This is a genomic window from Chitinophaga parva (assembly GCF_003071345.1).
In the GTDB taxonomy this organism is placed as follows: Bacteria; Bacteroidota; Bacteroidia; order Chitinophagales; family Chitinophagaceae; genus Chitinophaga; species Chitinophaga parva.
This window is the reverse complement of record NZ_QCYK01000001.1, coordinates 1,221,952-1,246,898: the sequence shown is the minus strand read 5'-3', so window position 1 is coordinate 1,246,898 and position 24,947 is coordinate 1,221,952. Positions and strand designations below refer to the sequence as shown.

Genomic DNA, 24,947 nt, shown 5'->3' with positions numbered 1-24,947 from the left:
ACATATCTCTTTAATGAATTGGTCAGCGGTCCCCGGGTCACTGGCCAATTTTTTTGTACCTGCTTTTTATGACGGATCTCTATCTTTCCCTGCGCATTGTAAACATCCTCCGCGAAACGGAGGACACCTTCACCTACCAGCTGGAAACCACGGATGGTGAGCCCCTTCAGTACAAGCCCGGCCAGTTCCTCACCTTTCTCATCAACTTGCATGGCATAGAGTTCCGCCGCTCTTATTCCTTCAGCACCACGCCCGGCATCGATGCACTGCCGGCAGTAACGGTACGCCGCAGGCAAAACGGGGAGATCTCCCGCCACATCCTGCACGATTGGAAAGTGGGCGATGTGGTAACGTCCCTGCTGCCCTCCGGCCGCTTCACTCACGATACGCTGCAAACCACCCCCCGCGATATTGTGATGATGGCCGCGGGCTCCGGCATCTCACCTGTTTATTCCTTGCTCAAATACATTTTAGAAGCAGAACCTACCGCCCGGGTGACGCTGCTGTACAGCAACACGTCTCCCGAAACGGCTATTTTCCGCGAGGCGGTAGAAGCCCTGCAAACCCGGTACCCACGCACCTTTACATTGATCCACTTTTATAGCAGCGGCACCTCCCATGAGATGCCGGTATACCGGCGACTGAGCAACATTGTGCTGGAACCGCTCATCAACACCCGCCTGCATTACGACCGGCGCCTGGCGCAGTTCTACTTCTGCGGCCCGCCGGAATACATGCGCATGATCCAGCTTACCCTTACTTTCATGGGCTTTGATGCCACCCAGCTGCACAAAGAGAACTTCGTGGTGGATACCGAAGGAAAGCGCAAACACGCTGCTATTCCTACAGATGCCTCTCCCCGGGAAGTAACGCTACTGTATCACGGTGAAGCACACATCCTGCATGTACCGGGCAATGAAACCCTGCTGCACGCCGCACAGGCACAGGGCCTGCACCTGCCTTACAGTTGCAAGGGTGGCGTGTGCGGCTCCTGCACGGCCGCATGCACAGAAGGCTCCGTGTTTATGTCTGTAAATGAAGTGCTCACCGATGCGGAAATAAAACAGGGGCTGATCCTCACTTGTGTGAGTTACATTACCAGTGATAAAGCGGTGGTCCGCTGGTAATAAAAAAGTCCCGCCACGACTGGCAGGACTTGCTGTTAATACACTTAAATCAATCACTCACTTTGAGTTAGCTTAACATCGGTATATCGATGATCAATACGGATGAGGGTTTTGTGAATTTCACCTCCGCACTTTCAAACGCACTGATGCCAATGGCATCACGGGTTTGCAGGGTCTCTCCATCCACCATGGCTTCACCTTCAAAGAGGAAGATGTAGCTGCCGGCTCCCTTAAATTTCGTTGTAACATCCAGCGTCTGCCCTGCATCAAAATCACCCAGTGAAAACCAGGCCTGCTGGTTGATCCATAAACCCTCACTATCTTTTTCCGGCGATACTACCACCTGCAGTTTATTCCGGCGGGCAGCAGGATCGAAGGTTTTTTGCTCGTAGCGCGGCGTGATGTTCCGCTGTTCCGGGATCACCCAGATCTGCAGGAAATCTACCGTGTCTGTTTTGGATGCATTCATTTCTGAGTGGGCAATACCGCTACCGGCGCTCATGATCTGCACATCATTGGTATTGATGATGGCGTTTCTGCCGGTGGAGTCGCGGTGCTGCAATGCACCCGTGATAGGAATGCTTACTATTTCCATATTGTCGTGCGGGTGGGTACCAAATCCCATTCCGCCTTTCACACGGTCATCATTGAACACACGCAGTGCACCAAAATGGATCTTATCAGGACTATAATAATTAGCGAAGCTAAAGGTGTGGTAACTCTGTAACCAGCCATGGTTGGCAAATCCACGGTCATTGCCGCGATAGATTACTTTGTTCATATACTGTATCTCCTTATTGTTTATACAAATTTACACCAGTATACGGCGCAGGTAAATGGACGGAACAACGGAAATGGTAGACAGAAATCAGCGAAGCATAAAAAACCGCCTGCAGGCGCAAAGTCTTGTGGACCGTGGCTTGCAGGCGGCAGCTATGTGAGGAAGCAGCGGCTTATACCAGCTTGGCTTCTACAGTGATCTTTGTATTCAGCAGTTTGGAAATGGGGCAGTTCTTTTCGGCATCTGCAACCAGTTCATCAAACTTCGCCTGGTCTATACCGGGGATGGAAGCAGTTACTTCCAGGTGGCTTTCCACGATAGCGCCATTCTCAAAAGTGATGGTGGATTTAGTGTCAATGTTATCCGCTGTGAAGCCTGCACCGTTCAGGTTAAAGCTCAGCTTCATAGTAAAACAGCCGGCGTGTGCAGCACCTACCAGTTCTTCAGGATTGGTGCCGATACCGCTTTCAAAACGGCTGGTAAAAGAATACTGGGTGTCGTGCAGTACACCGCTCTGGGTAGAGAGTAAGCCTTTACCTTCTTTACCGCTGCCTTTCCAGTTTGCAGTTGCAGTTCTTTTCATAATTATATTTTTTTTTGTGAGGATGATCCCGCAAGAAATGTACCGTTGGGGGAGCTAAAATTACGGAAAACATAAAAAAGCCGGGCTGCTTTTGCGGCCCGGCATATGAAATATACGTTAAGTACTTATTGTTTTACCACCTGGATGCTGGCGTTCAGCTTCACTTCGTCGCTGAGGATCACGCCACCGGCTTCGGTGGTGCCATTCCAGCGCAGGCCAAAGTCTGCACGGTGCAGGCGGCCGGTTACTTCAAAGCCAGCCTTGGTTTGACCATACGGGTCTTTTACAATACCGCTGTATTCTACTGCCAGCTCCACGGGACGGGTTTCACCGTGCATGGTCAGGTTGCCGGTTACCTTGTATTCATCATCATGCAGCTTCTTTACCTGGGTAGATACAAAGCTCAGTTTGGGATATTGTGCAGCGTCAAAGAAATCAGGGGATTTCAGGTGACCATCACGTTGTTCATTCTTAGTGTTAATGCTGTCGATGTCTGCTTCAAAAGTGATCACCGCGTCTTTGAAGTCTTCGCCTTCATTGGTTACCGTACCATCAAAAGCAGTGAAGTTACCGCTTACATTTGTGATCATCAGGTGTTTGATCTTGAAACCTACTTCGCTATGTGCAGCGTCAATTTTCCAGGTTGCCATTGTTTTGTAGTTTATGTGTTTAGTAATCTTGTTCTCGGGTTTGTCTTCGTTGTTTCCGATTTGACAAGTCAAAATTAGATGTTATAACATGTATTTTAAATGGACAAAAAATAGAAAGTGGTGGACTTTTTTTCGGTAAATAGCAATTATCTGTTAATCAATTATTTATAATAAAAAAATCCGGGATTAGCTGCCTGCCTTGGATAACTCTTTGAATTCGGACGGGCTTTGGTTGGTGTATTTCTTGAAAAACCGGGAAAAATAATGGGGATCATCAAATCCCAGTTCATAGGCGATCTCTTTGGCGGAGAGATCGGTGTTGTATAAATAACGCTGTGCTTCCAGGATCACGCGGTTGCGGATCTGCTCCCCCGCGGTAATGCCGGATAGTTGCTTGCTGATCTCATTGAGCTGCACAGGCTTTATATGCAGCAGGTCTGCATAGTCCGATACATTCTTGAGGGTACGGAATTTCTCTTCTATCAGGTGCTTGAACTGCAGGTACACTCCATTGTAGTGCGGGGAAAGGGAATCCTGGGTGCCCGCGCTGGTAGCGGCTTTCAGGCGGGAGGCCAGCACCAGCAGGTAGCGCAGCAGGCCGTGGGTGGCCAGCTGGTATTCCGGCAGTTGGTCTATGATCTCGCGCATCATGCGCTGCACCAGCCATTCAAAGTCTGCTTCCATCCCCGTATCCAGGGTTACCACGCTGCTAAACTGGGCGTTGAAGAAAAGGCTGGAATTAATGCCGGAGTTCTGGTTGGCATCCTTCAGGCAGAGGAAGGCGTCCTGGAAGGCCACCAGGTAGCCTTCCAGCTGTTCGCTGAAATGCATCTGGTACACCTGGCCCGGGGCTACAAAAAGCAGCGTATTGGGCCCTACTTCATGAATGATGGTGTCGATGGTGATCCGCAGCTTACCTGCCTTGATCCAGTACATGGCATAGAAATCATGCCGGTGGGGATTGTCATGCCGAGCAAAGAAAGAATCCCCCAGGCCACAAATGCTGGACACGATCATGTCCGGCGTTTGCTGCGCCAGGGAGGGCAGGGTCACCATGGCAATATGCTGGCGCTTATCACTCATCTCCCTCGTTTTCGGCGTCTTCGTCTTCCGGTGTAATATGCAGGGGCATATCGCTCAGGTATTCCACGATAAAATTATTGCGCCCATCGCCCACCATGATGCCCAGGTGGTTCATCTGCACCAGTTCCAGCATGGAGAGGAACAGGAAGATGGCGTGCACACGGTCACGACAATGGTCAAATATTTTTTCAAAGGGAAGCGTCTTTTCGTAGCGGGCCATTTCCATCATATCGCGCCGGGAAGTTTCCATGGTGTACTCATATTTGTATACCACGTGCTGGGGTTTATCGCCCCGCTCTTTCATGCGCTGCATGATCTTTTCAAAGGTCTTGCTCAGCTTAAACAGGGTAATGGTCTGCACCTCCGTGCCCTCGCTGGTCACCTCGCCAATGTTTACCAGTTCCTTCGCAATGTTGCCGCGGCGCAGCATTAGCAGGCGTTCTGCTTCTTTCTCGGCCATTTCCACGGCCGCCTGTTTATAACGTTTGTATTCCAGGATCTTGTCTATCAGCTCCTGGCGGGGGTCTATCTCGTTGCCCTGCTCATCCACTTCCTTACGCGGTATCAGCATCTTGGCCTTAATGCGCATCAGTGTGGATACAAAGAGGATAAATTCGCTGGCCTGCTCAATGTTGAGCTCTTCCAGCTTATGGATGTACTCCAGGAAGTCCTGGGTAATGGTGTTAATGGGGATGTTATAAATGTCCAGCTCATCGCGCTCAATGAAGAACAGCAACAGGTCAAACGGCCCCTCAAACTGGGCCAGCTTTATTTTATAACTATGGTCTAAATGCTCGCTCACAGGCTAAAGTTTTTCCCGGGGCCATGCCGCACAGGCTTTCAAAAATAAGGAAAATACGGCATTTGATGGCGGCCCGGGTGGATGCGTGCGCCGTCGCTTTGGCATAACAGCGCCCGCGCGCCACGAGCCAGCCCCGGACCACACCTCCAGGGTAATTCCGGGCACGAAAAAACCCGCCGGGATGGCGGGCTTTCTCAATATTTTATCCCGGGTGGGGGCTAAAATAAGCTATCCAGGTGGCATTAAAACTTCGCGGAGAAGCCTACGCCTATCACTTCCTTTACCTGCAGCCTTGGGCCCAGCACCCCGGTTTTCGGGTTTTCAAACACCCTGGCCTTGTCATCATAGATCATATCCACGTTCACTGTAGCGGCAATGTATTTATTCACTTTCATGGTCAGCATGTTAGTCCAGAACATATACACATTCTGCGGCTTCTCCAGGTAATCTGAAAAAAGGTCCAGGCGGGTTTTAAAAGTAATGTCTTTGCTGATGGTAGCCAGCCAGTTCACCGTAACATATGCACCAAACTGCGACTTCACATGCTTGCCGGGATCCACGCCGTAAGCACCTTGTGCAGACAGCGAATCATCCATCACCACGATCCATCTGCCTGTAACGGGAGAAAGGAACACGGAGAAGGCATCGGAGGGCTTATAGTCGAAACCTGGCGACAGTAGCAGGTTTGCGGGCGAAAAGAATTTAGAGGTCAGTGTCTTGGACGTGTCCGTATAGAGGTACCCGTTAGCAAACTGGGTACGCACGTTGCCCAGCAGGCTGGCATACCAGTGCTTGCCTATATCGTAGCCATATTTGCTGGTAAGGTCTATGTGGTCATCTGCCTTACGGGTGCCCAGGGTGGTGGTGTTGGTAAGGCCAAAACCCAGGTCGGCCACGTTATCCCAGGCGCGCCGGCCATTTTTGTAAAAGGCATACGCGTTTAACAGGGAGCTGATGGACATGGAGAATTTATCGCCACCTGCTGCCCAGTTGGTCAGTGAGCCCTGGTTGATATTCACATTCACCAGCATGCCTTTCTTCCAGGTTTTAGGCACGGTGTCATTCGGGTCCTTCTTAATGTTGCCGGCCGCATTATCGCGGTAGGTTCCTAATTGGTTGATCTGGGCGTGTACGCTTCCCGTCCAGCACAGTACAGCCACGAGGGCCAGCACAGTTGATTTCAGTTTCATGTAGTGTGTGTATTTGTTGATAAGGGCTTACGGTACAGTATGTAAATGGATAACAACGCAGCCCGTATCATGTTATGGGCGCTGCCATATGCAGGCAGCGCCTTATTATTCTTCGTTGTTGTTACGCCCGGGCCTATTTTGCTTTGATGGCATCGCGGATCTCCATCAGCAGTTTTTCCTGTGCGGTAGGTTCTGGCGGAGCAGCAGGTGCGGCTTCTTTTTTCTTATGCAGGGAATTGATGGCCTTTACCATCAGGAATATGCTGAAGGCAATGATGAGGAACTGGAATATGGATTGTACAAAAGCCCCCCAGGCCAGCACGGCTACGCCTGCCGCCTTGGCCTGCGCCAGCGTATCAAAGTGTCGCGTCTCATTCCAGTTGAGCACCAAAAAGAGATTGGAAAAATCAGTGCCTTTGGTAAACAGGCCGATCACCGGCATGATCATATTATCCACCAATGAGGTTACGATGGCTCCGAAGGCCCCGCCGATGATCACACCCACCGCGAGGTCAACCACGTTGCCTTTCATAGCAAAATCCCTGAATTCCTTAATAAACGACATAGTAATAATATTTATGGTTACAGTTGAAATGTACAGTCTTTATGTTGTGTCGTTCTATTGGTCAAGATCAATGGCCCACCTTGGCGTCGCTGGTTTTGAGGCGGGGATAGTGCATGTCCAGTGCTTTCAATGCATCCCTTACAGTCTTTGCAATGTAGTATTCCTTGTACCAGTTGTTATCTGCCGGCACTATATGCCAGGGGATATCACTGCAGTGCTCAAACACATCGTCATAAGCGGCGCGGTACTTATCCCACAGTTTAGCCTCGGCCAGATCTGCTGCATTATACTTCCACATCTTCGTCGGATCTTCCGTGCGCTCCGCCAGTCTTCCAGCCTGCTCTTCCGGCGATATGTGAAGATAGAATTTTAATATCACCGTATTGTTATGTTTGGCCAATAATTGTTCAAACTGGTTGATGGCTTTCATGCGCTGGAAGGCCACCTTATCATCTATCCAGCTGTGCACGCGCTGTATCAGCACGTCTTCATAATGTGAGCGGTTGAAAACCTGCATCATACCTTTTGCAGGCGCATGCCGGTGAATGCGCCACAGGAAATCATGCGCCAGTTCATCCTCCGTAGGCCCTTTGAAAGGCTGCACTGCAACGCCCTGGGGGTTCAGCTGCCCGAATACTTTGCGGATGGTACCGTCCTTGCCGGCTGCATCCATACCCTGCAATACAATGAGCACGGCATGTTCCCTGCCTGCATACAGCAGGTTTTGCAGGTCATCCAGTTCGGCCAGGATCTTTTCTGTTTTGGCTTTGATCTCTGCTTTGTCTTCTTTGTTAGGAGCCTTGGTGCTGATGTCTGCTAATTTATCTTTTGCCATAAAATGATGATAAGTGAGGGTAAAAAAGTAGGGACTACCACTAAATGCGTACCGCTTTTACAATAGCATGCGCCTATCTTTGCGCCATGCGGACGCTGGTCTTGTGGCTGACCGCACATTTAATATAACAAAATTTTGAAACAAAGTTTTACAAACTGGCTGATATTTACCGGCCTTTCACTCACCTGGGGTTGCTCTTTTATCCTCATGAAAGTAGGTATGGAAGCTCTCACGCCCTTCCAGGTAGCCAGTATCCGCCTCTTGTCTGCCGGCATTTCCCTCCTGCCCTTCTTCTTCCAGCACATCCGTACCACGCCGCTGCGCAAGGTGCCGGTGATCCTGTTGTCAGGTATCCTGGGCAATGGCATTCCGGCCTATCTGTTCTGCATTGCCGAAAGCCGGATAGACAGTTCGCTGGCCGGCATACTCAACGCCCTCACACCGCTTATGGCCCTGGTAGCGGCTTTCCTGCTATTCAAAGTGCCGGTGAAGCGCCAGCAGTTGTTTGGTGTCTGCATTGGCCTGGCCGGTGTAGTGATGCTCTTTCTCGAAAAAGGTTTTGGCGATAATGCCTATTGGTATTATGGCTGCTGGATCGTGGTGGCCACGGCCTGCTATGGTATTAACATTGCGCTGGTGCATCATTACCTGAAAGGCTATACGTCGTTGCAACTGGGCTCCATTGCGCTCTTTGGCGTAGGAGGCATGGCAGCCGCCATGCTTTTTTCCGGTGATCTTACGGTTTTCCGGGGCGCCCGTTTTCCCTGGGCTTCTGTAGCTGCCGCGTGTACCCTGGGGGTAGTGGGCAGTGGCATTGCTTCTGTATTATTCTACCTGCTCATACAGCGGGCGGGGTCCCTGTTTGCCTCCATGGTCACCTACGCCATTCCCATCGTGGCCATCGGCTGGGGCATGGCGGCCGGCGAGACGATCACCCTCCTGCAGGTGGCATGCCTGGGCATTATCCTGGCCGGGGTGTACCTGGTAAACCGGAAAAAAGCGTAACGCTCCCGTTATAAACGACAAAACCCGCCGGGGCGGGTTTTTGTTTGCGGAATAATATCTGCATCAGCTTAGATAGACATAATTTCCTTCTCCTTCTGCTGGCAGTGCTTATCCACCAGGAGGATGAATTTGTCTGTCATGACCTGTACATTGTTTTCACCATCGCGGGCTTCGTCTTCACTGAGGCCGTCTTTCTGTAGCTTTTTAATGTCTTCGATCGCGTCACGGCGGATGCTGCGGATGGCGATCTTGCCCTGCTCACCTTCCCCGTTCACTTTTTTCACCAGTTCCTTTCTTCTTTCTTCGGTCATGGGCGGCAGGAACAGGCGGATGATCATGCCATCATTCTGTGGGTTCAGGCCAATATTGGAAGCGATGATGGCTCTTTCAATGGGCTGCAACATATTTTTTTCCCAGGGTTGTATGGTAATGGTACGGGCATCCGGGGCGGTAATGTTCGCCACCTGGCTGAGGGGGGTAGGCGATCCGTAGTATTCCACGTGAATGCTGTCTACCATATTGGGAGAAGCTTTTCCGGCCCTGATCTTTAAAAGTTCAGCTTCCAGGTGCGCAATCGCCTTTTGCATAGTCTGCTGGGCATCGTCAATAATAAGGGTCAGATCGTCTTGCATAATATATTGTGCTTAATAAGTGGTTGCAAACCTACACGATTTTTTTTAGTCGTCAAAGGCGGCACCGGCCCCTGGAGCCATAAAAAATGCCGCCATGCAAGCATAGCGGCACCGGGCAGAGACTGCAGTACTTTATTTGTCTTCCAGCACCCCGTTGGTGGTCACGTGCAGGATCTTGGTGCCCTTCACAGTGCTCATTTCGGGAGTGGAGGAAATGTTCGTAATAACAACGGACGGCCGTTCGCGACGCTTACGCAGCATGTACAGCATGCCGGTACCTAAGCTGGCAGCAGCCACCATCAGGATCAGCAGGGTTCCTGTGCCCAGGTCCTGGAACATGAAGGCGCCGGCTATGAAAAGTACATTGGTCACTACGGCTACCAGGGTGGTCTGGCGATGGTTCAGGCCCAGGTCCAGCAGGTAGTGGTGAATGTGGTTACGGTCTGCAGAGAAGGGAGAACGGCCGCTGAGCATGCGCACGGAGAACACGCGCAGGGTGTCAAACAGGGGCACGATCAGGATGGCCACCGCTACGGCAGGCACGGAATTTACCGGCAGGCTGCTGGCAGGGTTGCCCGCTACTTCAATGAACTTTACGATCAGTATGGTGTTGAGTAATCCCAGCAGCAAGGAGCCGGTATCGCCCATAAAAATTCTTGCAGGAGACACATTGAAGACAAGGAAAGCCGCCAGGCCACCGGCCATGGCAAAGCCGAGCACCGCGTAGAAGGTTTCGCCTACCTCCATAAAATAAGTACCCAGCACGGCAGATACCAACAGGCCAATGCCGCCGGCCAGCCCATCCACCCCATCAATCAGGTTAAACGCGTTGATGGTTACCAGGAAGGTGAAGTAAGTAAGCAGCAGGCTGATATGTTCTGGCAGTTCCTGCATGCCCAGGAAGCCATACATGCTGTGGATCTGGATATTGCCCAGGTAGATCACGGCAAAGGAAGCAATCAGTTGCCCGATCAGTTTTTTCACCGGTGAAAGGCCTACCAGGTCATCTTTCAGGCCCACGAGGAAGATCACGAAAAAAGCCGCTGTAAAATATTGAAAGGGAGACTTATCAGTTAACGGAGCACATACACCTGCTGCCAAAATAAAACCGGCAAAAAATCCAATGCCACCCAGCGTAGGCGTACGGGCCACATGCGCTTTGCGCGCGTCCGGTTCATCAAAAAGATGCTTGACTTGCGCCACCTTGATCAGCACCGGGATGGAAAGATAAGTGACAACAAAACTTAGGACAGTGGCAATAATTACATTCTCCATAATGGGGGTATTGAACACAATGCATTGAATTTCCTTCTCCAGTTTTCCTTTCAGCTTCTCCTATCAACGGTCTATCTCGGATATGTAGGACAAACAAACTCAGTAAATAAGTACAATGTGTTTAGTTAGACAAAGTCAAAGTAGTTCGGTTACTGCCTGACCGGCAATAATTTAGCAGGCCGGGGGCAAAAATAGCGTTTTTTTGCTACCTGTCCCCATATTTTTGATAACACGTTAATTCTCAATCATTTTGAGCCATCAGGTTGCCTTTAATTCTATAGCCTGTCTTGCAGCTGTACGGGCAGGGTACCATCCGGCGCCCACACCGATCGCCAGTATCGTGATGGTGATGAGTAAAAAGTCAGCCAGGTGCATGCTCACGGGGAAAGCATCTACCAGGAAGGAGGTGCCTCCCAGTTTTATGATCCCAAAACGTTGTTGCAACCAACAAATGGTGAACCCTAACACAAATCCCCCCACTGCGCCAAAACCCGCTATCAGCAAGCCTTCCGCGAGGAAGATCCTGCGGATCAGGGATTCGTGGGCCCCCATGGCTTTTAAGATAGTGACGTCCTTCTGCTTTTCTATGACCAGCATAGACAGGGAGCCTACCATATTGAAAGCCGCTATCACCAGCACAAAACTGAGTATGATATATACAAACCATTTCTCCGTCTGCATAATGGCAAAAAGAGACTGGTTCTGATCGAACCGTGTCTGTACTACAAATTTGCTGCCAAGCAATCTCTGCAACGAATTCTGTACCGATTTATCGCTCACATTTGGCGCAATTGCCACCTCAAGGGCGGACATTTGCCCACCTTTCATCGATAACAGCCGGCGCAAAAAGCCAATATCCGTGATCACATACTGCGTGTTGAAATCCTGCTGTATGTTAAAGGCGCCTACGGGAAACAACACATCACTGCTCAATGCCTGCTCCGGCAGGGTAGTGGCATCGGCCCCGGGCCGCGGCAGGTATACCGTTACCGGGATATCGCTGCGGGTTACGTCTATCCCCATCGCCCCTTCCAGGTCGTACCCGAACACCCCTTCCGGGATGCCCTGGGACATGGTTTCGTACTTACCTCTTATGATCTTATTCTTAACACCTGAGACCCGGGTATAGTTGCTATCCACGCCTTTTAAAATGGCAATCGTGGGCTCATTGTTATAGCTGAGCACCGCCTTTTCCTCCACCACCTCACTGTAATATACGATGCCGGGCACCGCGCGGATACGTTGCAGCATGGCCGTATCCAGGTACAATTGCTTGCCCTGGGCCGGTACTATCTTTATACTCGGGTAAAAAGAGGAGTACAGTGAAGCTACCAGTTCAGAAAACCCGTTGAAAACGCTGAGAATGATAAAGAGTGCGGCCGTACCTACGGCAATGGCGCATACGCTGATCCAGGCAATGATATTGATAGCATTGGTGGATTTCTTGGCCCAGAAATAACGGGTAGCGAATTGCCAGATCATAGGGACAGTTAGCTTTCGGAAAGTTGAAGAAAATTATTGGCATTCATGTACAAACGCATGTTAAACAGTGTTAACGCACAGAAATTGCCTGGAGCCTAGCTTTGGGGAGCGTCCGGATTCTCATTGATCTTTTTAAACAGCTCTTCCATCTTGAACACGTAGTCCAGGGTATCGTCCAGGAAGAAAGACAGCTCGGGGATGCGGCGCAGTTGCTTGGACATCCGGTTGCCCAGGTCTTTGCGGATCTCGGCGCTGTGCTCCTTGATGCGCTGCAGCATCTCGGAAGTATCTTTGATCTGGAACATGCTCAGGTATACGCGGGCTTCCAGCAGGTCCGGGGTCATGCGCACCGTGGCAATGGAGATCATGCCACCGTCTGTTACGTTAAATCCCATGCGCTGAAAGATGTCACTCAATTCCTGCTGCACCAGTTGTCCTACTTGTTTTTGACGCTTACTTTCCTGCATATCATGGGTATTAATGATCAACAAAAATATGAAATCCGCCGTCCGGCGCGGCTCCCCGGCGCATGATGGCCGGGCGGCTTCCGCGAAAGTAACATTAATTATGCTAATTTTGCAGGCCGCCACGGGCGGACTAAAGTAAATGGAATGAAGACTTTTAAGCGATTACTCAGATTTGCCACTCCCCTGCATCACTATGTACCCGAGCTGATGACGTACACCGTGCTGGGCATCGTGTTCGGCATTGTGAACTTCACGATGCTGATCCCCATGCTGCAGGTGATCTTTGGGCAAACCAAGATGGACGTGGTAAATACCCTGCCTCACTTTGCCTTTACCGTTGATTATTTTAAAACCGCATTCAACTATTATTTCAACCAGTTCTATACCCCGGCTACGCCCCTGCGCGGGCTGGCCTTTGTGTGCAGCATCATTGTAACGGCTACTATCCTGGCAAACTTTTTCCGCTACATGGCAGCACGCGTGCTGGTACGCATGCGTATGAACGTGCTGGAACGCATGCGCAATACGCTGTACAATAATCTTACCCACCAGTCACTGGATTTCTTCCACAACCGCCAGAAAGGGGAAATCCTTTCCGTGATGACCAATGACGTACAAGAAATTGAAGCATCTGTGATCAGCTCCATCCAGGTGTTCCTTCGCGATCCGTTCCTGATCATTGCCTACTTTGGTGTGCTGTTCTATATGTCCTGGCAGCTTACCTTGTTCACTATCGTATTCTTTCCCATCTCCGGCTTCCTGGTGTCTTATATTTCAAAGAAACTGAAGCAGAAAGGCTACTTCAGCCAGGAAATGCTGGGGAAGATCCTCAATGTGTCTGAGGAAACGGTGAGCGGCATCCGTGTTATACAGGCCTTCAGCGGCGAAGGTTTTATGCAAAGGAAATTTGCAGCCATCAACCGCCGCTTTTCCGTGGTGAGCAAGTCCATGTTCAACCAGCGCGAAATGGCATCCCCGGTGTCCGAAATGCTGGGTGTGATCGTGATCGTGATACTGGTAATGTATGGCGGTAACCTGGTGCTCACCCGTGCCAACGGCGGCATCCTGGATGGCGCGGGCTTCATCGTGTACCTGGTGTTCTATTCCCAGATCCTGAACCCTGCCAAGAACGTGGCATCTTCCATCACCACGTTGCAACGCGGCATTGTGGCCGGTGAGCGCATTTTTGGCCTCATGGACGTGCCCCCGCATATTGAAGAACGCCCCAATGCCAAGCCCGTAGCGGATTTCAGGCAACGCCTGGTGTATGATAATGTTACTTTTAAATACGAGCAGCAAAACGTGCTACGCAACGTGAACCTGGCCATTGAAAAAGGCCAGGTGGTAGCGCTGGTGGGCAAGAGCGGCGCCGGCAAAAGCACCATGGCCGACCTGCTGCCCCGCTTTTACGATGTAAATGAAGGCCGCATCACCCTGGATGGCGAGGACATCCGCGACTTTAAACTCAATGACCTGCGCAACCTGATGGGCATCGTATCACAGGAGGCCATTCTTTTTAATGATACCGTGTTTAACAACATTGCCTTTGGCCACCCGGATGCAAAGCTGGAGGATGTGATACATGCTGCAAAGATCGCCAATGCACACGAGTTCATTGCGCAGCTGGAAAACGGCTATGAGACCGGCATTGGCGATCGTGGCATGAAACTGAGCGGTGGCCAGCGCCAGCGACTCACCATTGCCCGCGCCGTGTTCAAGAACCCGCCCATCATGATCCTGGACGAGGCCACCTCCGCCCTGGATACCGAGTCTGAAAAATTAGTGCAGGAAGCATTGGATAAGCTGATGCAGCACCGCACAACCATCGTTATTGCCCACCGCCTCAGCACCATCCAGCACGCGCATGAAATTATAGTGATGGATAAAGGCGAGATCGTGGAACGCGGCCGCCACGACGAGCTGCTGGCGCTCAATGGTATTTATAAGCGGCTGGTGGAAATGCAGGAGTTTAAATAGATTGTACCAGGTACCGGTATCTCACTTTTAGAAAGGCAGCGGGTTTCCTGCTGCCTTTTTGCATGAAGGCATGGAGTAACGGGCATGCATGTATGTTATTGTGCAGGTTTACGGCTACGGCATAATTTTTGCATCTCTTTAACTTATTGTTTGTTTTTATTATCCTGTTACTTTCCACCCTATCCTCACTTTTTCTTACCGGAATACACTTACGCACCGCACAAGCGGCTGTTTTAAACAGACGTCCTAATTAGTATACATACAAACAGCAAGAGGCCATGCGCTCGTCGTGTGGCCTTTTCATTTGGGTGTGCGCGTTATTTGCGCGCGGGGTACGCGCATAAAAAAACCGGGCACGTGGCCCGGTTCATTTATTAAACAGTTGAAGGAAGTCCTTATTTGCTTTTTGCCAGTTTGGCTTCAATGCTCAGGGTAGCATGCGGTACGGCCTGCAGACGTTTCTTGTCTATCAGCTTACCGGTAACACGGCACACACCATAAGTTTTGTTTTCAATACGGATCAGTGCTTTTTCCAGGTGATCTGCGTATTGGATCTGGCGGCTGGCCATCTGGTTCAGCTGCTCACGTTCCTGGGAGCCGCTGCCATCTTCCATGCTCATATATTTGTTTTCGGTATCGTCTGTGCCTGCTTCATCCTTGCGGGTGATAAGGCCCTGGAGGAACACGAGTTCTTTGCGGGCGTTCTCCAGTTTTTTCTGGATCAGTTCCTTGAACTCCTGGAGCTCCGCATCGCTATAGCGGTACACCACGCCCACGGGCTGGTCTGGTGAGTCCAGGATGGACTTGGTAAACTCCGGCTGGTAGGCAACAGGAGAAGAAGAAGCAGTAACAGGTTTGGTAGTTTTTTTCTCCGCTGCTTTCTTCACTGGTTCCTTTTCTTTCGCAGGAGCCTTCACTTCTTTCTCTATTTTTTCTTGGTTGTCTTTAACAACTTTATTTTTTACGGGCATTGCTACTTCTTTTTCTGGATACTGAGTAATGTCCGGTTGTGTACGTGATACAGGAGCGACTGTTTTCTCCGGCTGTTTGGCAGCGGCGGCCTTCGGCGTCACTGTAGGCGTAGTTGCAACCGGGTGTTTTTCTTCTTTTTTCTTTACCGGGGCCTTAGCTTTCGCTACCGGTGCAGCTTTTACAGCAGTTTTAGGGGCAGGTGTCGCCTTTACGGGCGCTGCCACTTTGGGAGCTACGGCTCCTTTCTTGGGTGCAGCCGTTGTTTTGGCGGCCACTGTTTTCTTAGTAGTCGTTCTCGATGCAGACTTGGGGGCTGCCTTTGCAGCAGTGGTTTTCGACGCAGGCTTGGGTGTAGCCTTCTTCGGTGCGGCTTTTTTCGATGCTACAGGTGCTGCTTTTTTAGGGGCAGCCTTGGGTGCTGGTTTCGGAGCGGGCGCAGCCTTCTTAGCTGAAGCGGGCGCAGCCTTTTTAGCAGCAGCCTTGGGGGCTGCGGCCTTCTTGGCCGGCACTACCTTTTTCGTTGTTTTACTAGCAACTTTCTTCTTTGTTGCCATGGGGAATCAGCTTTTTTTGTTAACTAATACATTGAATTTTAAGTCATTAACTTCCACTTCCGTACCCAGCTGCAAATCCGTCACCAGTTCCAGGCTATCTGCCAAAATTTCCGTGCAAATATAGTCATTAAAGTTAATCAACGCTGTTTTCAGCCCCTCCACTGCTCCTACCTGTACGGCAATGCGGTCGGTAAGTTCAAATCCACTGTCCTTGCGGATCTTCTGAATCCGGTTTACCAGCTCGCGGGCATTGCCCTCGTCTAAGAGTTCGGGGGTGATCGTGATGTCGAGCGCTACGGTCAGTGAGCCCTTATTGGCTACCGTCCATCCCGGGATATCCTCAGAGATAATTTCAACATCGCTCAGTGTTAGTACAACGGGCTCGTTCTCAACGGTTAAGTGGAATTCTCCTGCTTTTTCCAGGCTGGCAATGTCTGCGGCCGTGAATTCACCGATGGCATTGGCCACCGCCTTCATCCGGGCGCCCATTTTACCGCCTAATGATTTATAATTCGGTTTGATCTTCTTCTTGATGAAACCTTCTGTTTCCGTAAGATACTCAATGTCTTTAACATTTACCTCACTTTTTATCAAATGCGCCACGTTGGAGATCTGCTCCTTCAAATGCGCATCGCTCATGGGGATCAGGATCTTATGCAGCGGCTGGCGCACATTGATCTTCACCTTTTTACGCAGTGACAGTACCAGGGAGGAGATGTCCTGGGCCAGTTGCATACGCTCTTCCAGTTCCGGATCGATGGCCGCGGCGTTTGCCTCCGGGAAATCGGTCAGGTGTACGGAAGCGGTATCTTTCACGCGACGGGAGATATTGTTCAGGTTGCTGAACAGCCAGTCGGAGAAGAAAGGTGATACCGGGGCCATCATTTGCGACAGCTTTTCCAGGCACTCATACAAGGTCTGGTAAGCGGCGATCTTGTCTTTTTCATACTCCCCTTTCCAGAAACGGCGGCGGCAAAGGCGTACATACCAGTTACTGAGGTGCTCATCCACAAATTCCTGTATGGCGCGGCCAGCCTGGGTGGGTTCAAAGTCATCCATGTTGGCGGTCACCGTCTTTATTAATGTATTGAGCAGGGAGATGATCCAGCGGTCAATTTCCGGGCGTTCTTCCAGGGGAATGTAAGCTTCCCTGAACGTGAACCCGTCCAGGTTGGCGTACATCGCAAAGAAATTGTACGTATTGTAGAGGGTGGAGAATAGTTTGCGCTGTACTTCCTTGATCCCGTCCAGGTCAAATTTCAGGCTGTCCCACGGCGAAGCATTTGTGATCAGGTACCAGCGGGTGGCATCTGCCCCAAAAGTTTCAATGGTCTCAAAGGGATTGATCACGTTCCCCAGGCGCTTACTCATTTTCACGCCGTTCTTATCGAGCACCAGGCCGTTGGATACCACTGTTTTATAGGCTACACTATCAAAGAGCATTACCCCAAGTGCGTGCAGGGTGTAAAACCAGCCACGGGTCTGGTCCACGCCCTCCGCAATAAAGTCTGCCGGGAAATTTTTGGCAAAAACCTCCTGGTTTTCAAACGGGTAGTGCCATTGCGCATAAGGCATGGCGCCGCTGTCAAACCAAACGTCGATCAGGTCTGGTTCCCGGTACATAGGCTGCCCATTGGAACTTACCAGGATCACGTTGTCTACATAAGGCTTATGCAGGTCTATGTCCAGCTGGTCACCTTTCATTTTCACTGCGGCTGCCTTCATTACACCGGCGGCGATGGCTTTGTTCACTTCCGTGGTCAGTTCCGCGAGGGAACCGATACAGATCTCTTCGCTGCCATCCTCTGTGCGCCATACCGGGAGCGGGGTGCCCCAGTAGCGGCTGCGGCTGAGGTTCCAGTCCACCATGTTCTCCAGCCAGTTGCCAAAGCGGCCTGTGCCGGTGAAGGCAGGCTTCCAGTTAATGGTCTTGTTCAGTTCCACCATCCGGTCCTTCATGGCGGTGGTTTTGATGAACCATGCATCCAGCGGGTAGTAAAGCACGGGCTTGTCCGTACGCCAGCAGTGTGGGTAGGTGTGCTCGTATTTTTCCACGCGGAAGGCACGGCCTTCCAGTTTCAGTTTTACGGCTATGTCTACGTCTACGTCTTTGTAATCCGGATCGTCTTTGTAGTTTTTAACATAGCGGTGGGAGAATTCACCTACGTTATCGGTGAACTTACCCTGGCGGTCTACCAGTATGAGCATGCCAATGTCATACTTGCGACCCACGCGGCTATCGTCTGCACCGAACGCTGGCGCGGTGTGTACAATCCCCGTGCCATCCTCGGTGGTCACAAAATCGCCCACCAGCACGCGGAACGGGTCACCGCTTTCCGGCAATGCGTAAGGCAGCAACTGCTCGTAACGGATGTTTTCGAGGGCGGCACCGGTGGTGGAAGCCAGGATCTTCCAGGGCAGGACCTTATCTCCTTCCCGGAATGCGTCAAAGGCGGCATTCTCCCCTTCCGGTTTAAAATATTTGCCCAGCAGGTCCTTGGCCAACACCACGTTCTGTGGTGTGTGGGTGTAAGGATTGAGGGTCTTTACCAGTACGTAATTAATATTACCGCCCACGGTAAGGCCCAGGTTGCTCGGAAGCGTCCAGGGGGTGGTGGTCCAGGCCAGGAAGAACACGTCTTCATTGCCGGCGGCGTCAAAAAGGAACTGGGACTTTGCATCGCGCTTAGCCTTGAACATGGCCACGATGGTGGTGTCCTTTACATTTTTATAGCAGCCGGGCTGGTTCAGCTCATGGGAGCTGAGGCCGGTACCCGCCGCCGGGGAGTAAGGCTGGATGCTCTTGCTCTTGTACAGCAGTCCTTTCTTATATAAGGTCTGCAGGCACCACCACAAGCTTTCTATATATTTATTATCAAAGGTGATGTAAGGATCTTTCAGGTCTACCCAATAACCCATCTTCTGGGTCAGCTCATCCCACTTGTCCTTATATTTAAGTACCTCCTTGCGGCAGGCTTCATTATAGGCTTCGATGGAGATCTTTTTACCGATATCGTCCTTGGTGATACCGAGCTGCTTTTCCACGCCCAGTTCTACGGGCAGGCCGTGGGTGTCCCAGCCGCCTTTGCGTTTTACCTGGAAGCCCTGCATGGTTTTATAGCGGCAAACCAGGTCCTTGAGGGTACGGGAAATTACGTGGTGAATACCGGGCATACCGTTAGCACTGGGCGGTCCTTCAAAAAATACGAAGGGAGTGGCGCCTTCACGATGGCTCACGCTCTGTTCAAAGGTCTGCCGGGCCTGCCAGCTTGCCAGGATCTCTTTTTCCAGTTGCGGGAGGTTCAGCTGCGTATATTCCGTGTACTTGTTGGTCATATGTAAACTCCGGTGGGACTTGATTTTAAATGATGTTCAAAAAAGGGCACACTGCACCTAAAATGCCTGCAAAGTTACGAAATCTGCCGCGGACGCCCTAAAGTCATTTAGTAAAAAAATCTCCCGATTTTATAATTTCTGATAAATTTTTCGTTATTTTACAATAAGATATTATCGACTTGCGTTTTGGCATTGTTTTAGCATTTAAGCGGAATTGAAAAACCTTTATCCATTTACCCGACTTTAGATAATAAAACCATATCAAACCGATGAAAAAAGTTATAATATTTTTATGCGCCGCCCTGCTTTCTTCCGGCATAGGATTTGCTCAGAAAAGGACGGTCAAAACGACGAAGTCTACCAAAAAGACAACGGTCGTAAAAGTGGAGGCCCCCGCTCCTGTAAAAGAAGCTTTCTCTCAAAGTTTTGCGGACGTTACGGATGCCAAGTGGACCAAGACCAGTGGAGGTAACTGGACGGCCGCTTTTGACAAACAAGAAATTAAGACCACTGCAGTATATAAGCCTGAAGGCACCTGGGTTTCCACACACAGCGAGTTTCAAGCGAACAATATACCGGAGCCGGTGTTAAATACAGTAAAGGCCAAATATCCTTCCGCTACTGTGAAGGATGCGACGAAGATTGAACGTGCAGATGTAGCCTCTTACTACAAAGTAAATATTCAGGATAACGGGACGGATAAAGCCGTGTTGATCAACGAAAGTGGTGTGTTATCTGAATAGACATTCATTACGTATTTCATAGGTATAGGGATAAATAGGACAGACCCTGCTCTTTTGGGCGGGGTTTTTCTTTTGTGCCATACGCTATCGTTTATAACATATTGACCAGGAAACCAGGCTTTACCGGCCTGGCCTTTTTGTTTACAAACCGGCCACCCGTGCGGATATGCGCACCCTGGTCCTATAAGAAATTTCCCGGCCTGGTATTTCTATCTGCAACGTGCTCCGTGCGGATATGCCGCGCCCTGCTTTCATAAAAAAAGACAGCCCCGTGCGGGACTGTCTCTCTATTACAACCACCTTGTTGATCATCCGTTATTTCAGCAGCTCACCTTTGAGGCGCAGCAGTTCTGTTTCGGCTACCTTGGCGTTGAAGCGGGCCTGGATGAGGCGGTACTGCGAGTCTTCCAGGCTTTGCTGGGCCTGTTTTACTTCTATGGTGGTGGATACCCCTTGCTTAAAGCGCTCCAGGGCCACCATCGCGTTTTCCTTGGCCAGCTCCAGGTTTTCCTGCTCCAGGGAAAGTGCTTGCTTATAGTACTCGTAATCTTTGAAAGAGTTGTTGAGATCAAGCGCCAACTTGGTGCGTACATTCTCCAGGTTGAGTTGATAATATTCCACATTCAGCTTGGCGTCCTGGTATTGCTGGCGTGCGGAGAAGCCGTTAAAGATGGGCACATTGAGTGTAAACCCATAATTGTAACCCCGGTTCAGGTTGGAGATAGGGCTGAACTGGTTAGTAGGCTGGCTGTAAATAGTACGGGAAAAATTGTAGGCACTATTAAAATACAGCTGCGGATAAAGATTGCCCTTGTATTCCTTCATGGCATATTTATACACTTCCACATTTTGTGCGGCAGACTTAATGTCCAGGCTATTCTTGTTCATCCCGGATTCCAGGTCACCAAAGGAAAGGTCCATGTTAATGGGAATGATCTCTTCCACTTCATAAGATACGTTGTTGGCCGGCCTGGCCGCCATTACCTGGTTCAGCGTGTCTTTGGTCTGGTCTATCACCGTGAGCTGGCGCAGGTATGCTGCCTTTTGTGCATTGTAGTCCACCTTAGCCTGCAGCAGGTCTGTTTTAGGGCCCAGGCCCGTGGTGAATTTTGCATCAGACAATTTTACACGTTCTTCTGAAATGGACATCTGCTCCTGGATGGCCCGCAGCTGCTGCTTTTCCTGTACCACATTATAATAAGTACGGATCACACGGGAGATGGTGTTGATCAGTTGCACTTTTACATTGGTCTCGCCCAGGTTGTTGATCGCTTCCAGCTTGTTGCGGGTGGCAAACATGCGCATACCATCAAACAACTTCCAGTTCAGCTGCAATTGCGCCTGCACATTGGGGCTGTGAATATTGTTCCTGTTAGATGGAGGACCTGTTTCAAACTTTTGCTTGGAGGTGTTGCTGTTCCACAAATTGGCCGCATTGGCATTCAGTGTGGGGGTGAACAGGAAGTTGCGGTAAGCGTAATCATTGGCCGCAACATCAAACACGTTCTTTGCCAGGCGGATGTCGTAGTTGTTTAGCAAAGCCAGGTCTATGGCCTGGTCCAGCGTGAGGATGTTACTGTTGTTACCAGGGGCCTTGTTACTCAGGCTATCGCTTTGCGCATGCGCAAAGCCTTGCATCAGTACAAAAAAAGTGAAGAAAATATATCGAACGTATTTCATGCGAATGAATCCATTTAAAAACTTATGCATGTGCAGTGGCTGCCTGCGCTTCATCACCGGCGGTGGCTTCTTCCTCTTCCTCATCATCGTGTGCGCCCCCGGCTTTGCGGCGGGACAGGAAGCTGTAGATAGCCGGGATCACAAACAGGGTGAGGATGAGGGAGAATATAATGCCCCCTACGATCACAATACCCAGCGGAATGCGGCTGGTGGCTGCGGCGCCCAGTGACATGGCAATGGGCAATGCACCCAGGGCCATGGCCAGGCTGGTCATCAGGATAGGGCGCAAGCGCATGCTGGATGCTTCCACCACGGCTTCTATCTTACCCATACCCTGGTCGCGCATATGATTTGCAAACTCCACGATAAGGATACCGTTCTTTGTTACAAGTCCTATCAGCATGATCATACCGATCTGGGAGAAGATGTTGAAGGTCTGGTCAAAGATCCACAGCGAAAGGAATGCACCGGCAATGGCCAGCGGTACGGTGAGCATGATGATAAGCGGGTCTATCCAGCTTTCAAACTGCGCGGCCAGTACCAGGTAGATCAGCACCAGGGCCAGTACAAAGGCAAAGCTGGTGTTGGAAGAGCTTTCTGCAAAGTCGCGGGAGGAGCCGGAAAGTGCAGTGGCAAATTGATCATCCAGCACGCCTTCACTTTTCAACTTATTATAGATGCGGTACATCGCCTTAATGCCGTCCCCGATGGTTTTGCCGGGGGCAAGGCCTGCAGAGATCGTGGCAGATTTATAACGGTTAAAGTGATAGATCACCGGCGGGCTGCTTTCTTCCTGGATGGTCACCACGTTGTCCAGCTGGATGGATTCTCCACGGGAGTTGCGCACGTAAATGTTCTGCAGGTCCATGGGATCATCACGGTCTCCACGGTACACTTCCCCCATGACCTGGTACTGCTTACCATTGCGGATGAAGTATCCATAACGCAGGTTACTGAGTGCCAGCTGCAGGGTTTGTGAAATATCATTTACCGATACGCCCAGCTCACTGGCCTTTTCACGGTTAATGTGCACCCGCAGTTCCGGCTTATTGAATTTCAGGTCCACGTCCACACCCTGGAAAGTGGGATCAGCATTCACTTCATCCAGGAAGCGGGGCAGGGCCTTGGACAGGCTGTCAAAATCAATGTGCTGCAATACGAAAGACACCGGCAAGCCGCTGCGGCGGCCCACCTGGATGGTTTGCTGCTCAATGGCAAACACCTTTGCATCCGGGAAGCGGAAGGTGTTACGGTTGATCATGTTCACGATCTGTTTCTGGGAGCGCTGGCGGTCATGCGGTTCCACCAGCATCACGTTGGCAACACCCGTATTCACCGCGGAGTTAGCGCTACCCGGGGCCACAATGGTCATGAGCATGGTTTGTTCCGGGATAGAGTCTTCCATGAATTTTTCCAGGCGGTCCATGTAGTGGTCCATATAATCGTAGGAAGTACCTTCCGGTGCGGTTACAGACAGGCGAAGCTGGCTGCGGTCTTCCAGCGGTGCCAGTTCGGATGGCAGTGTTTTACCGATAAGCCAGATGATCCCGCCGCAGGCGGCGATGATCAATACGGCTATCCAGCGCCATTTCATAAAGCCTTTGAGCGAATCTTTGTACCCGCTTTCCATCCACTGGAAGAAAGGCTCTGTTTTGGTATAGAACCAGGAGTGCGTATGGGTTTTGCGGCCCAGCTTCACGTTCAGTACCGGCGTAAGCGTGAGTGATACAAATGCGGAGATCAATACGGCGCCGGCCACCACGATACCAAACTCGCGGAACAGCTGGCCTACAAATCCTTTCAGGAATACGATGGGCAGGAACACGAAGGCCAGCGTAATAGAAGTGGCGATCACCGCAAAGAAGATCTCCTCAGAACCCTCGCGGGCGGCGCGCATGCGGGGCATGCCGGCTTCGATCTTCTTATAAATATTCTCCGTTACCACGATACCGTCATCCACCACCAGGCCCGTGGCCAGTACAATGGCCAGCAGGGTAAGGATGTTGATCGTAAACCCGCACACATACATAATAAAGAAGGCACCGATCAGCGATACGGGAATATCGATGAGCGGGCGGAAGGCCATGAGCCAGTCGCGGAAGAAGAGATAGATAATGATGATCACCAGGATGAGGGCCACCATCAATGTTTCCTGCACTTCCTCGATAGACTTCTTGATGAAGCGGGTATTGTCCATCGCAATGTCTGTCTGGAAGTCCGGCGGAATATCTTTCTTCAGCTGGTTATAACGTTTGTAAAATTCGTCCGCAATGGCCACGTAGTTGGAGCCCGGCTGTGGCACCAGGGCCAGCGCGATCATGGGCGTACCGCTTTCTTTGAGGGCAGATTCTTCATTCTCCGGGCCCAGTACGGCCTGGCCTACATCCCGCAGGTGAATGTCTGTATTGTTTACATTCTTAATGATGAGGTTATTGAAGTCATCTTCCGTATTGAGGCGCCCAAAGGTGCGTACAGTAAGCTCTGTAGCGTTACCTGCTATTTTACCGGACGGCAGTTCCACGTTCTGGGTCTGCAGGGCCGTCTGCACATCTGTGGGGGTGAGGCTGTAAGCAGAAAGGCGGGCGGGGTCCAGCCAGATGCGCATGGCATAGCGTTTCTCCCCCCAGATCTGGATCTGGCTTACACCGGGAATGGTTTGCAGTTTTTCCACCAGTACATTGGTGGCGTATTCGGTCACTTCCAGCAGGTTGCGGGAGTTGCTCTTTACGGTCATGGAAAGGATCGCGTCAGAGTTGGCGTCCTGCTTGGACACTACGGGCGGTGCATCAATATCCGGCGGCAGGCTGCGGAGGGCCTGGGACACTTTGTCGCGCACGTCGTTGGTGGCGGCTTCCAGGTCTTCCCCCAGTTCAAACTCCACGGTGATATTGCTGCTACCCTGGCTGCTGCTGGACGAGATATTTTTAATACCGGCAATACCGTTAATGGACTTCTCCAGCGGTTCGGTGATCTGGGTTTCAATAATATCGGAGTTGGCACCGGCATAGCTGGTGCGTACGTTCACGATGGGCGGGTCAATGGCGGGGAAGTCGCGCACCCCCAGGAAGGTGTAGCCCACCACGCCAAAGATGACGATGATGATGTTCATCACGATCGCCAGCACCGGTCTTTTTAATGATAATGAAGGTAAACTCATGGTATATCTTTTAGCCTGCGGCCAATGGCCTTATGGCAAACACGGTTCTAT

Annotated in this window: 20 protein-coding genes; 4 read left to right on the top strand and 16 right to left on the bottom strand. The window is 50.9% G+C overall.

Going from position 1 to position 24,947, the window contains the following annotated elements:
• Positions 1–68: 68 nt before the first annotated feature.
• Positions 69–1,127 (top strand): 2Fe-2S iron-sulfur cluster-binding protein, encoded by a 1,059-nt coding sequence (locus DCC81_RS05385; RefSeq protein ID WP_108685549.1) that lies wholly within the window; start codon positions 69–71, stop codon positions 1,125–1,127.
• Between the two features lie 67 nt (positions 1,128–1,194).
• Here the strand turns inward: DCC81_RS05385 and DCC81_RS05380 are convergent, their stop codons facing one another.
• From DCC81_RS05380 to DCC81_RS05345, 8 genes are all read right to left on the bottom strand, one after another.
• Complete coding sequence (locus tag DCC81_RS05380; RefSeq protein ID WP_108685548.1) at positions 1,195–1,908, bottom strand: pirin family protein; 714 nt, start codon at positions 1,906–1,908, stop codon at positions 1,195–1,197.
• Positions 1,909–2,080: 172 nt separating this feature from the next.
• Positions 2,081–2,491: an OsmC family protein gene (locus DCC81_RS05375; protein ID WP_205686257.1), complete on the bottom strand. Its 411-nt coding sequence runs from the start codon at positions 2,489–2,491 to the stop codon at positions 2,081–2,083.
• Positions 2,492–2,616: 125 nt separating this feature from the next.
• Positions 2,617–3,141: a YceI family protein gene (locus DCC81_RS05370; protein ID WP_108685546.1), complete on the bottom strand. Its 525-nt coding sequence runs from the start codon at positions 3,139–3,141 to the stop codon at positions 2,617–2,619.
• 186 nt (positions 3,142–3,327) lie between these two features.
• A complete protein-coding gene (locus DCC81_RS05365; RefSeq protein ID WP_108685545.1) occupies positions 3,328–4,224 on the bottom strand; it encodes a helix-turn-helix domain-containing protein in 897 nt (298 codons plus the stop codon).
• Entirely contained in the window at positions 4,217–5,026 is an 810-nt protein-coding gene (locus DCC81_RS05360) for a segregation and condensation protein A (RefSeq protein ID WP_108685544.1), read from the bottom strand. The genes DCC81_RS05365 and DCC81_RS05360 overlap by 8 nt, the downstream gene beginning before the upstream one ends.
• A 242-nt stretch (positions 5,027–5,268) precedes the next feature.
• On the bottom strand, positions 5,269–6,216 hold the full coding sequence (locus DCC81_RS05355; RefSeq protein WP_108685543.1) for a DUF3078 domain-containing protein: 948 nt from the start codon (positions 6,214–6,216) through the stop codon (positions 5,269–5,271).
• Positions 6,217–6,349: 133 nt separating this feature from the next.
• Positions 6,350–6,781 (bottom strand): large conductance mechanosensitive channel protein MscL, encoded by a 432-nt coding sequence (gene mscL / locus DCC81_RS05350; RefSeq protein WP_108685542.1) that lies wholly within the window; start codon positions 6,779–6,781, stop codon positions 6,350–6,352.
• A gap of 67 nt (positions 6,782–6,848) precedes the next feature.
• Complete coding sequence (locus DCC81_RS05345; RefSeq protein WP_108685541.1) at positions 6,849–7,616, bottom strand: PPK2 family polyphosphate kinase; 768 nt, start codon at positions 7,614–7,616, stop codon at positions 6,849–6,851.
• A 135-nt stretch (positions 7,617–7,751) separates the two neighbouring features.
• Here DCC81_RS05345 and DCC81_RS05340 point away from each other — a divergent pair, with 135 nt between their 5' ends.
• Positions 7,752–8,621, top strand: a complete 870-nt coding sequence (locus DCC81_RS05340) for a DMT family transporter (protein WP_108685540.1) — start codon at positions 7,752–7,754, stop codon at positions 8,619–8,621.
• Between the two features lie 68 nt (positions 8,622–8,689).
• Here DCC81_RS05340 and frr read toward each other — a convergent pair whose 3' ends face one another.
• The 4 genes from frr to rbfA all read right to left on the bottom strand — a co-directional run bounded on the left by frr (position 8,690) and on the right by rbfA (position 12,477).
• Positions 8,690–9,253: a ribosome recycling factor gene (gene frr, locus DCC81_RS05335; RefSeq protein ID WP_108685539.1), complete on the bottom strand. Its 564-nt coding sequence runs from the start codon at positions 9,251–9,253 to the stop codon at positions 8,690–8,692.
• Positions 9,254–9,385: 132 nt separating this feature from the next.
• Positions 9,386–10,528 (bottom strand): glycosyltransferase family 4 protein, encoded by a 1,143-nt coding sequence (locus DCC81_RS05330; protein ID WP_108685538.1) that lies wholly within the window; start codon positions 10,526–10,528, stop codon positions 9,386–9,388.
• Between the two features lie 258 nt (positions 10,529–10,786).
• A complete protein-coding gene (locus tag DCC81_RS05325; RefSeq protein ID WP_108685537.1) occupies positions 10,787–12,010 on the bottom strand; it encodes an FtsX-like permease family protein in 1,224 nt (407 codons plus the stop codon).
• 95 nt (positions 12,011–12,105) lie between these two features.
• Positions 12,106–12,477, bottom strand: coding sequence for a 30S ribosome-binding factor RbfA (gene rbfA, locus DCC81_RS05320; protein WP_108686472.1), 372 nt, complete (start codon positions 12,475–12,477; stop codon positions 12,106–12,108).
• Positions 12,478–12,621: 144 nt separating this feature from the next.
• Here rbfA and DCC81_RS05315 point away from each other — a divergent pair, with 144 nt between their 5' ends.
• On the top strand, positions 12,622–14,454 hold the full coding sequence (locus tag DCC81_RS05315) for an ABC transporter ATP-binding protein (RefSeq protein ID WP_108685536.1): 1,833 nt from the start codon (positions 12,622–12,624) through the stop codon (positions 14,452–14,454).
• Positions 14,455–14,849: 395 nt separating this feature from the next.
• Here the strand turns inward: DCC81_RS05315 and DCC81_RS25815 are convergent, their stop codons facing one another.
• Positions 14,850–15,980 (bottom strand): TraR/DksA family transcriptional regulator, encoded by a 1,131-nt coding sequence (locus tag DCC81_RS25815; protein WP_240612904.1) that lies wholly within the window; start codon positions 15,978–15,980, stop codon positions 14,850–14,852.
• Positions 15,981–15,986: 6 nt separating this feature from the next.
• The gene (ileS, locus tag DCC81_RS05300; RefSeq protein ID WP_108685535.1) at positions 15,987–19,316 is read right to left on the bottom strand and encodes an isoleucine--tRNA ligase; all 3,330 of its coding nucleotides are present in this window, start codon (positions 19,314–19,316) and stop codon (positions 15,987–15,989) included.
• Positions 19,317–19,585: 269 nt separating this feature from the next.
• On the opposite strand from ileS, the gene DCC81_RS05295 reads away from it, so the two are divergent.
• On the top strand, positions 19,586–20,059 hold the full coding sequence (locus DCC81_RS05295; RefSeq protein ID WP_108685534.1) for a PepSY-like domain-containing protein: 474 nt from the start codon (positions 19,586–19,588) through the stop codon (positions 20,057–20,059).
• A 315-nt stretch (positions 20,060–20,374) separates the two neighbouring features.
• On the opposite strand, the gene DCC81_RS05290 is transcribed toward DCC81_RS05295, so the two are convergent.
• Both DCC81_RS05290 and DCC81_RS05285 read right to left on the bottom strand, forming a co-directional pair.
• Positions 20,375–21,739 (bottom strand): TolC family protein, encoded by a 1,365-nt coding sequence (locus DCC81_RS05290; RefSeq protein WP_165806445.1) that lies wholly within the window; start codon positions 21,737–21,739, stop codon positions 20,375–20,377.
• A 22-nt stretch (positions 21,740–21,761) separates the two neighbouring features.
• Positions 21,762–24,896, bottom strand: coding sequence for an efflux RND transporter permease subunit (locus tag DCC81_RS05285; protein ID WP_108685532.1), 3,135 nt, complete (start codon positions 24,894–24,896; stop codon positions 21,762–21,764).
• Between the last annotated feature and the right edge of the window lie 51 nt (positions 24,897–24,947).

Bases quoted from the DNA above. Each gene is read 5' to 3' on its own strand.
- rbfA (WP_108686472.1), bottom strand. From the start codon at position 12,477: ATGCAGGAAAGTAAGCGTCAAAAACAAGTAGGACAACTGGTGCAGCAG.
- ileS (WP_108685535.1), bottom strand. From the start codon at position 19,316: ATGACCAACAAGTACACGGAATATACGCAGCTGAACCTCCCGCAACTG.
- DCC81_RS05355 (WP_108685543.1), bottom strand. From the start codon at position 6,216: ATGAAACTGAAATCAACTGTGCTGGCCCTCGTGGCTGTACTGTGCTGG.
- DCC81_RS05375 (WP_205686257.1), bottom strand. From the start codon at position 2,491: ATGAAAAGAACTGCAACTGCAAACTGGAAAGGCAGCGGTAAAGAAGGT.
- DCC81_RS05345 (WP_108685541.1), bottom strand. From the start codon at position 7,616: ATGGCAAAAGATAAATTAGCAGACATCAGCACCAAGGCTCCTAACAAA.
- DCC81_RS05325 (WP_108685537.1), bottom strand. From the start codon at position 12,010: ATGATCTGGCAATTCGCTACCCGTTATTTCTGGGCCAAGAAATCCACC.
- DCC81_RS05385 (WP_108685549.1), top strand. From the start codon at position 69: ATGACGGATCTCTATCTTTCCCTGCGCATTGTAAACATCCTCCGCGAA.
- DCC81_RS05290 (WP_165806445.1), bottom strand. From the start codon at position 21,739: ATGAAATACGTTCGATATATTTTCTTCACTTTTTTTGTACTGATGCAA.
- DCC81_RS05330 (WP_108685538.1), bottom strand. From the start codon at position 10,528: ATGGAGAATGTAATTATTGCCACTGTCCTAAGTTTTGTTGTCACTTAT.
- DCC81_RS05285 (WP_108685532.1), bottom strand. From the start codon at position 24,896: ATGAGTTTACCTTCATTATCATTAAAAAGACCGGTGCTGGCGATCGTG.
- DCC81_RS05365 (WP_108685545.1), bottom strand. From the start codon at position 4,224: ATGAGTGATAAGCGCCAGCATATTGCCATGGTGACCCTGCCCTCCCTG.
- DCC81_RS05370 (WP_108685546.1), bottom strand. From the start codon at position 3,141: ATGGCAACCTGGAAAATTGACGCTGCACATAGCGAAGTAGGTTTCAAG.
- DCC81_RS05295 (WP_108685534.1), top strand. From the start codon at position 19,586: ATGAAAAAAGTTATAATATTTTTATGCGCCGCCCTGCTTTCTTCCGGC.
- DCC81_RS05380 (WP_108685548.1), bottom strand. From the start codon at position 1,908: ATGAACAAAGTAATCTATCGCGGCAATGACCGTGGATTTGCCAACCAT.
- DCC81_RS05315 (WP_108685536.1), top strand. From the start codon at position 12,622: ATGAAGACTTTTAAGCGATTACTCAGATTTGCCACTCCCCTGCATCAC.
- mscL (WP_108685542.1), bottom strand. From the start codon at position 6,781: ATGTCGTTTATTAAGGAATTCAGGGATTTTGCTATGAAAGGCAACGTG.
- DCC81_RS25815 (WP_240612904.1), bottom strand. From the start codon at position 15,980: ATGGCAACAAAGAAGAAAGTTGCTAGTAAAACAACGAAAAAGGTAGTG.
- frr (WP_108685539.1), bottom strand. From the start codon at position 9,253: ATGCAAGACGATCTGACCCTTATTATTGACGATGCCCAGCAGACTATG.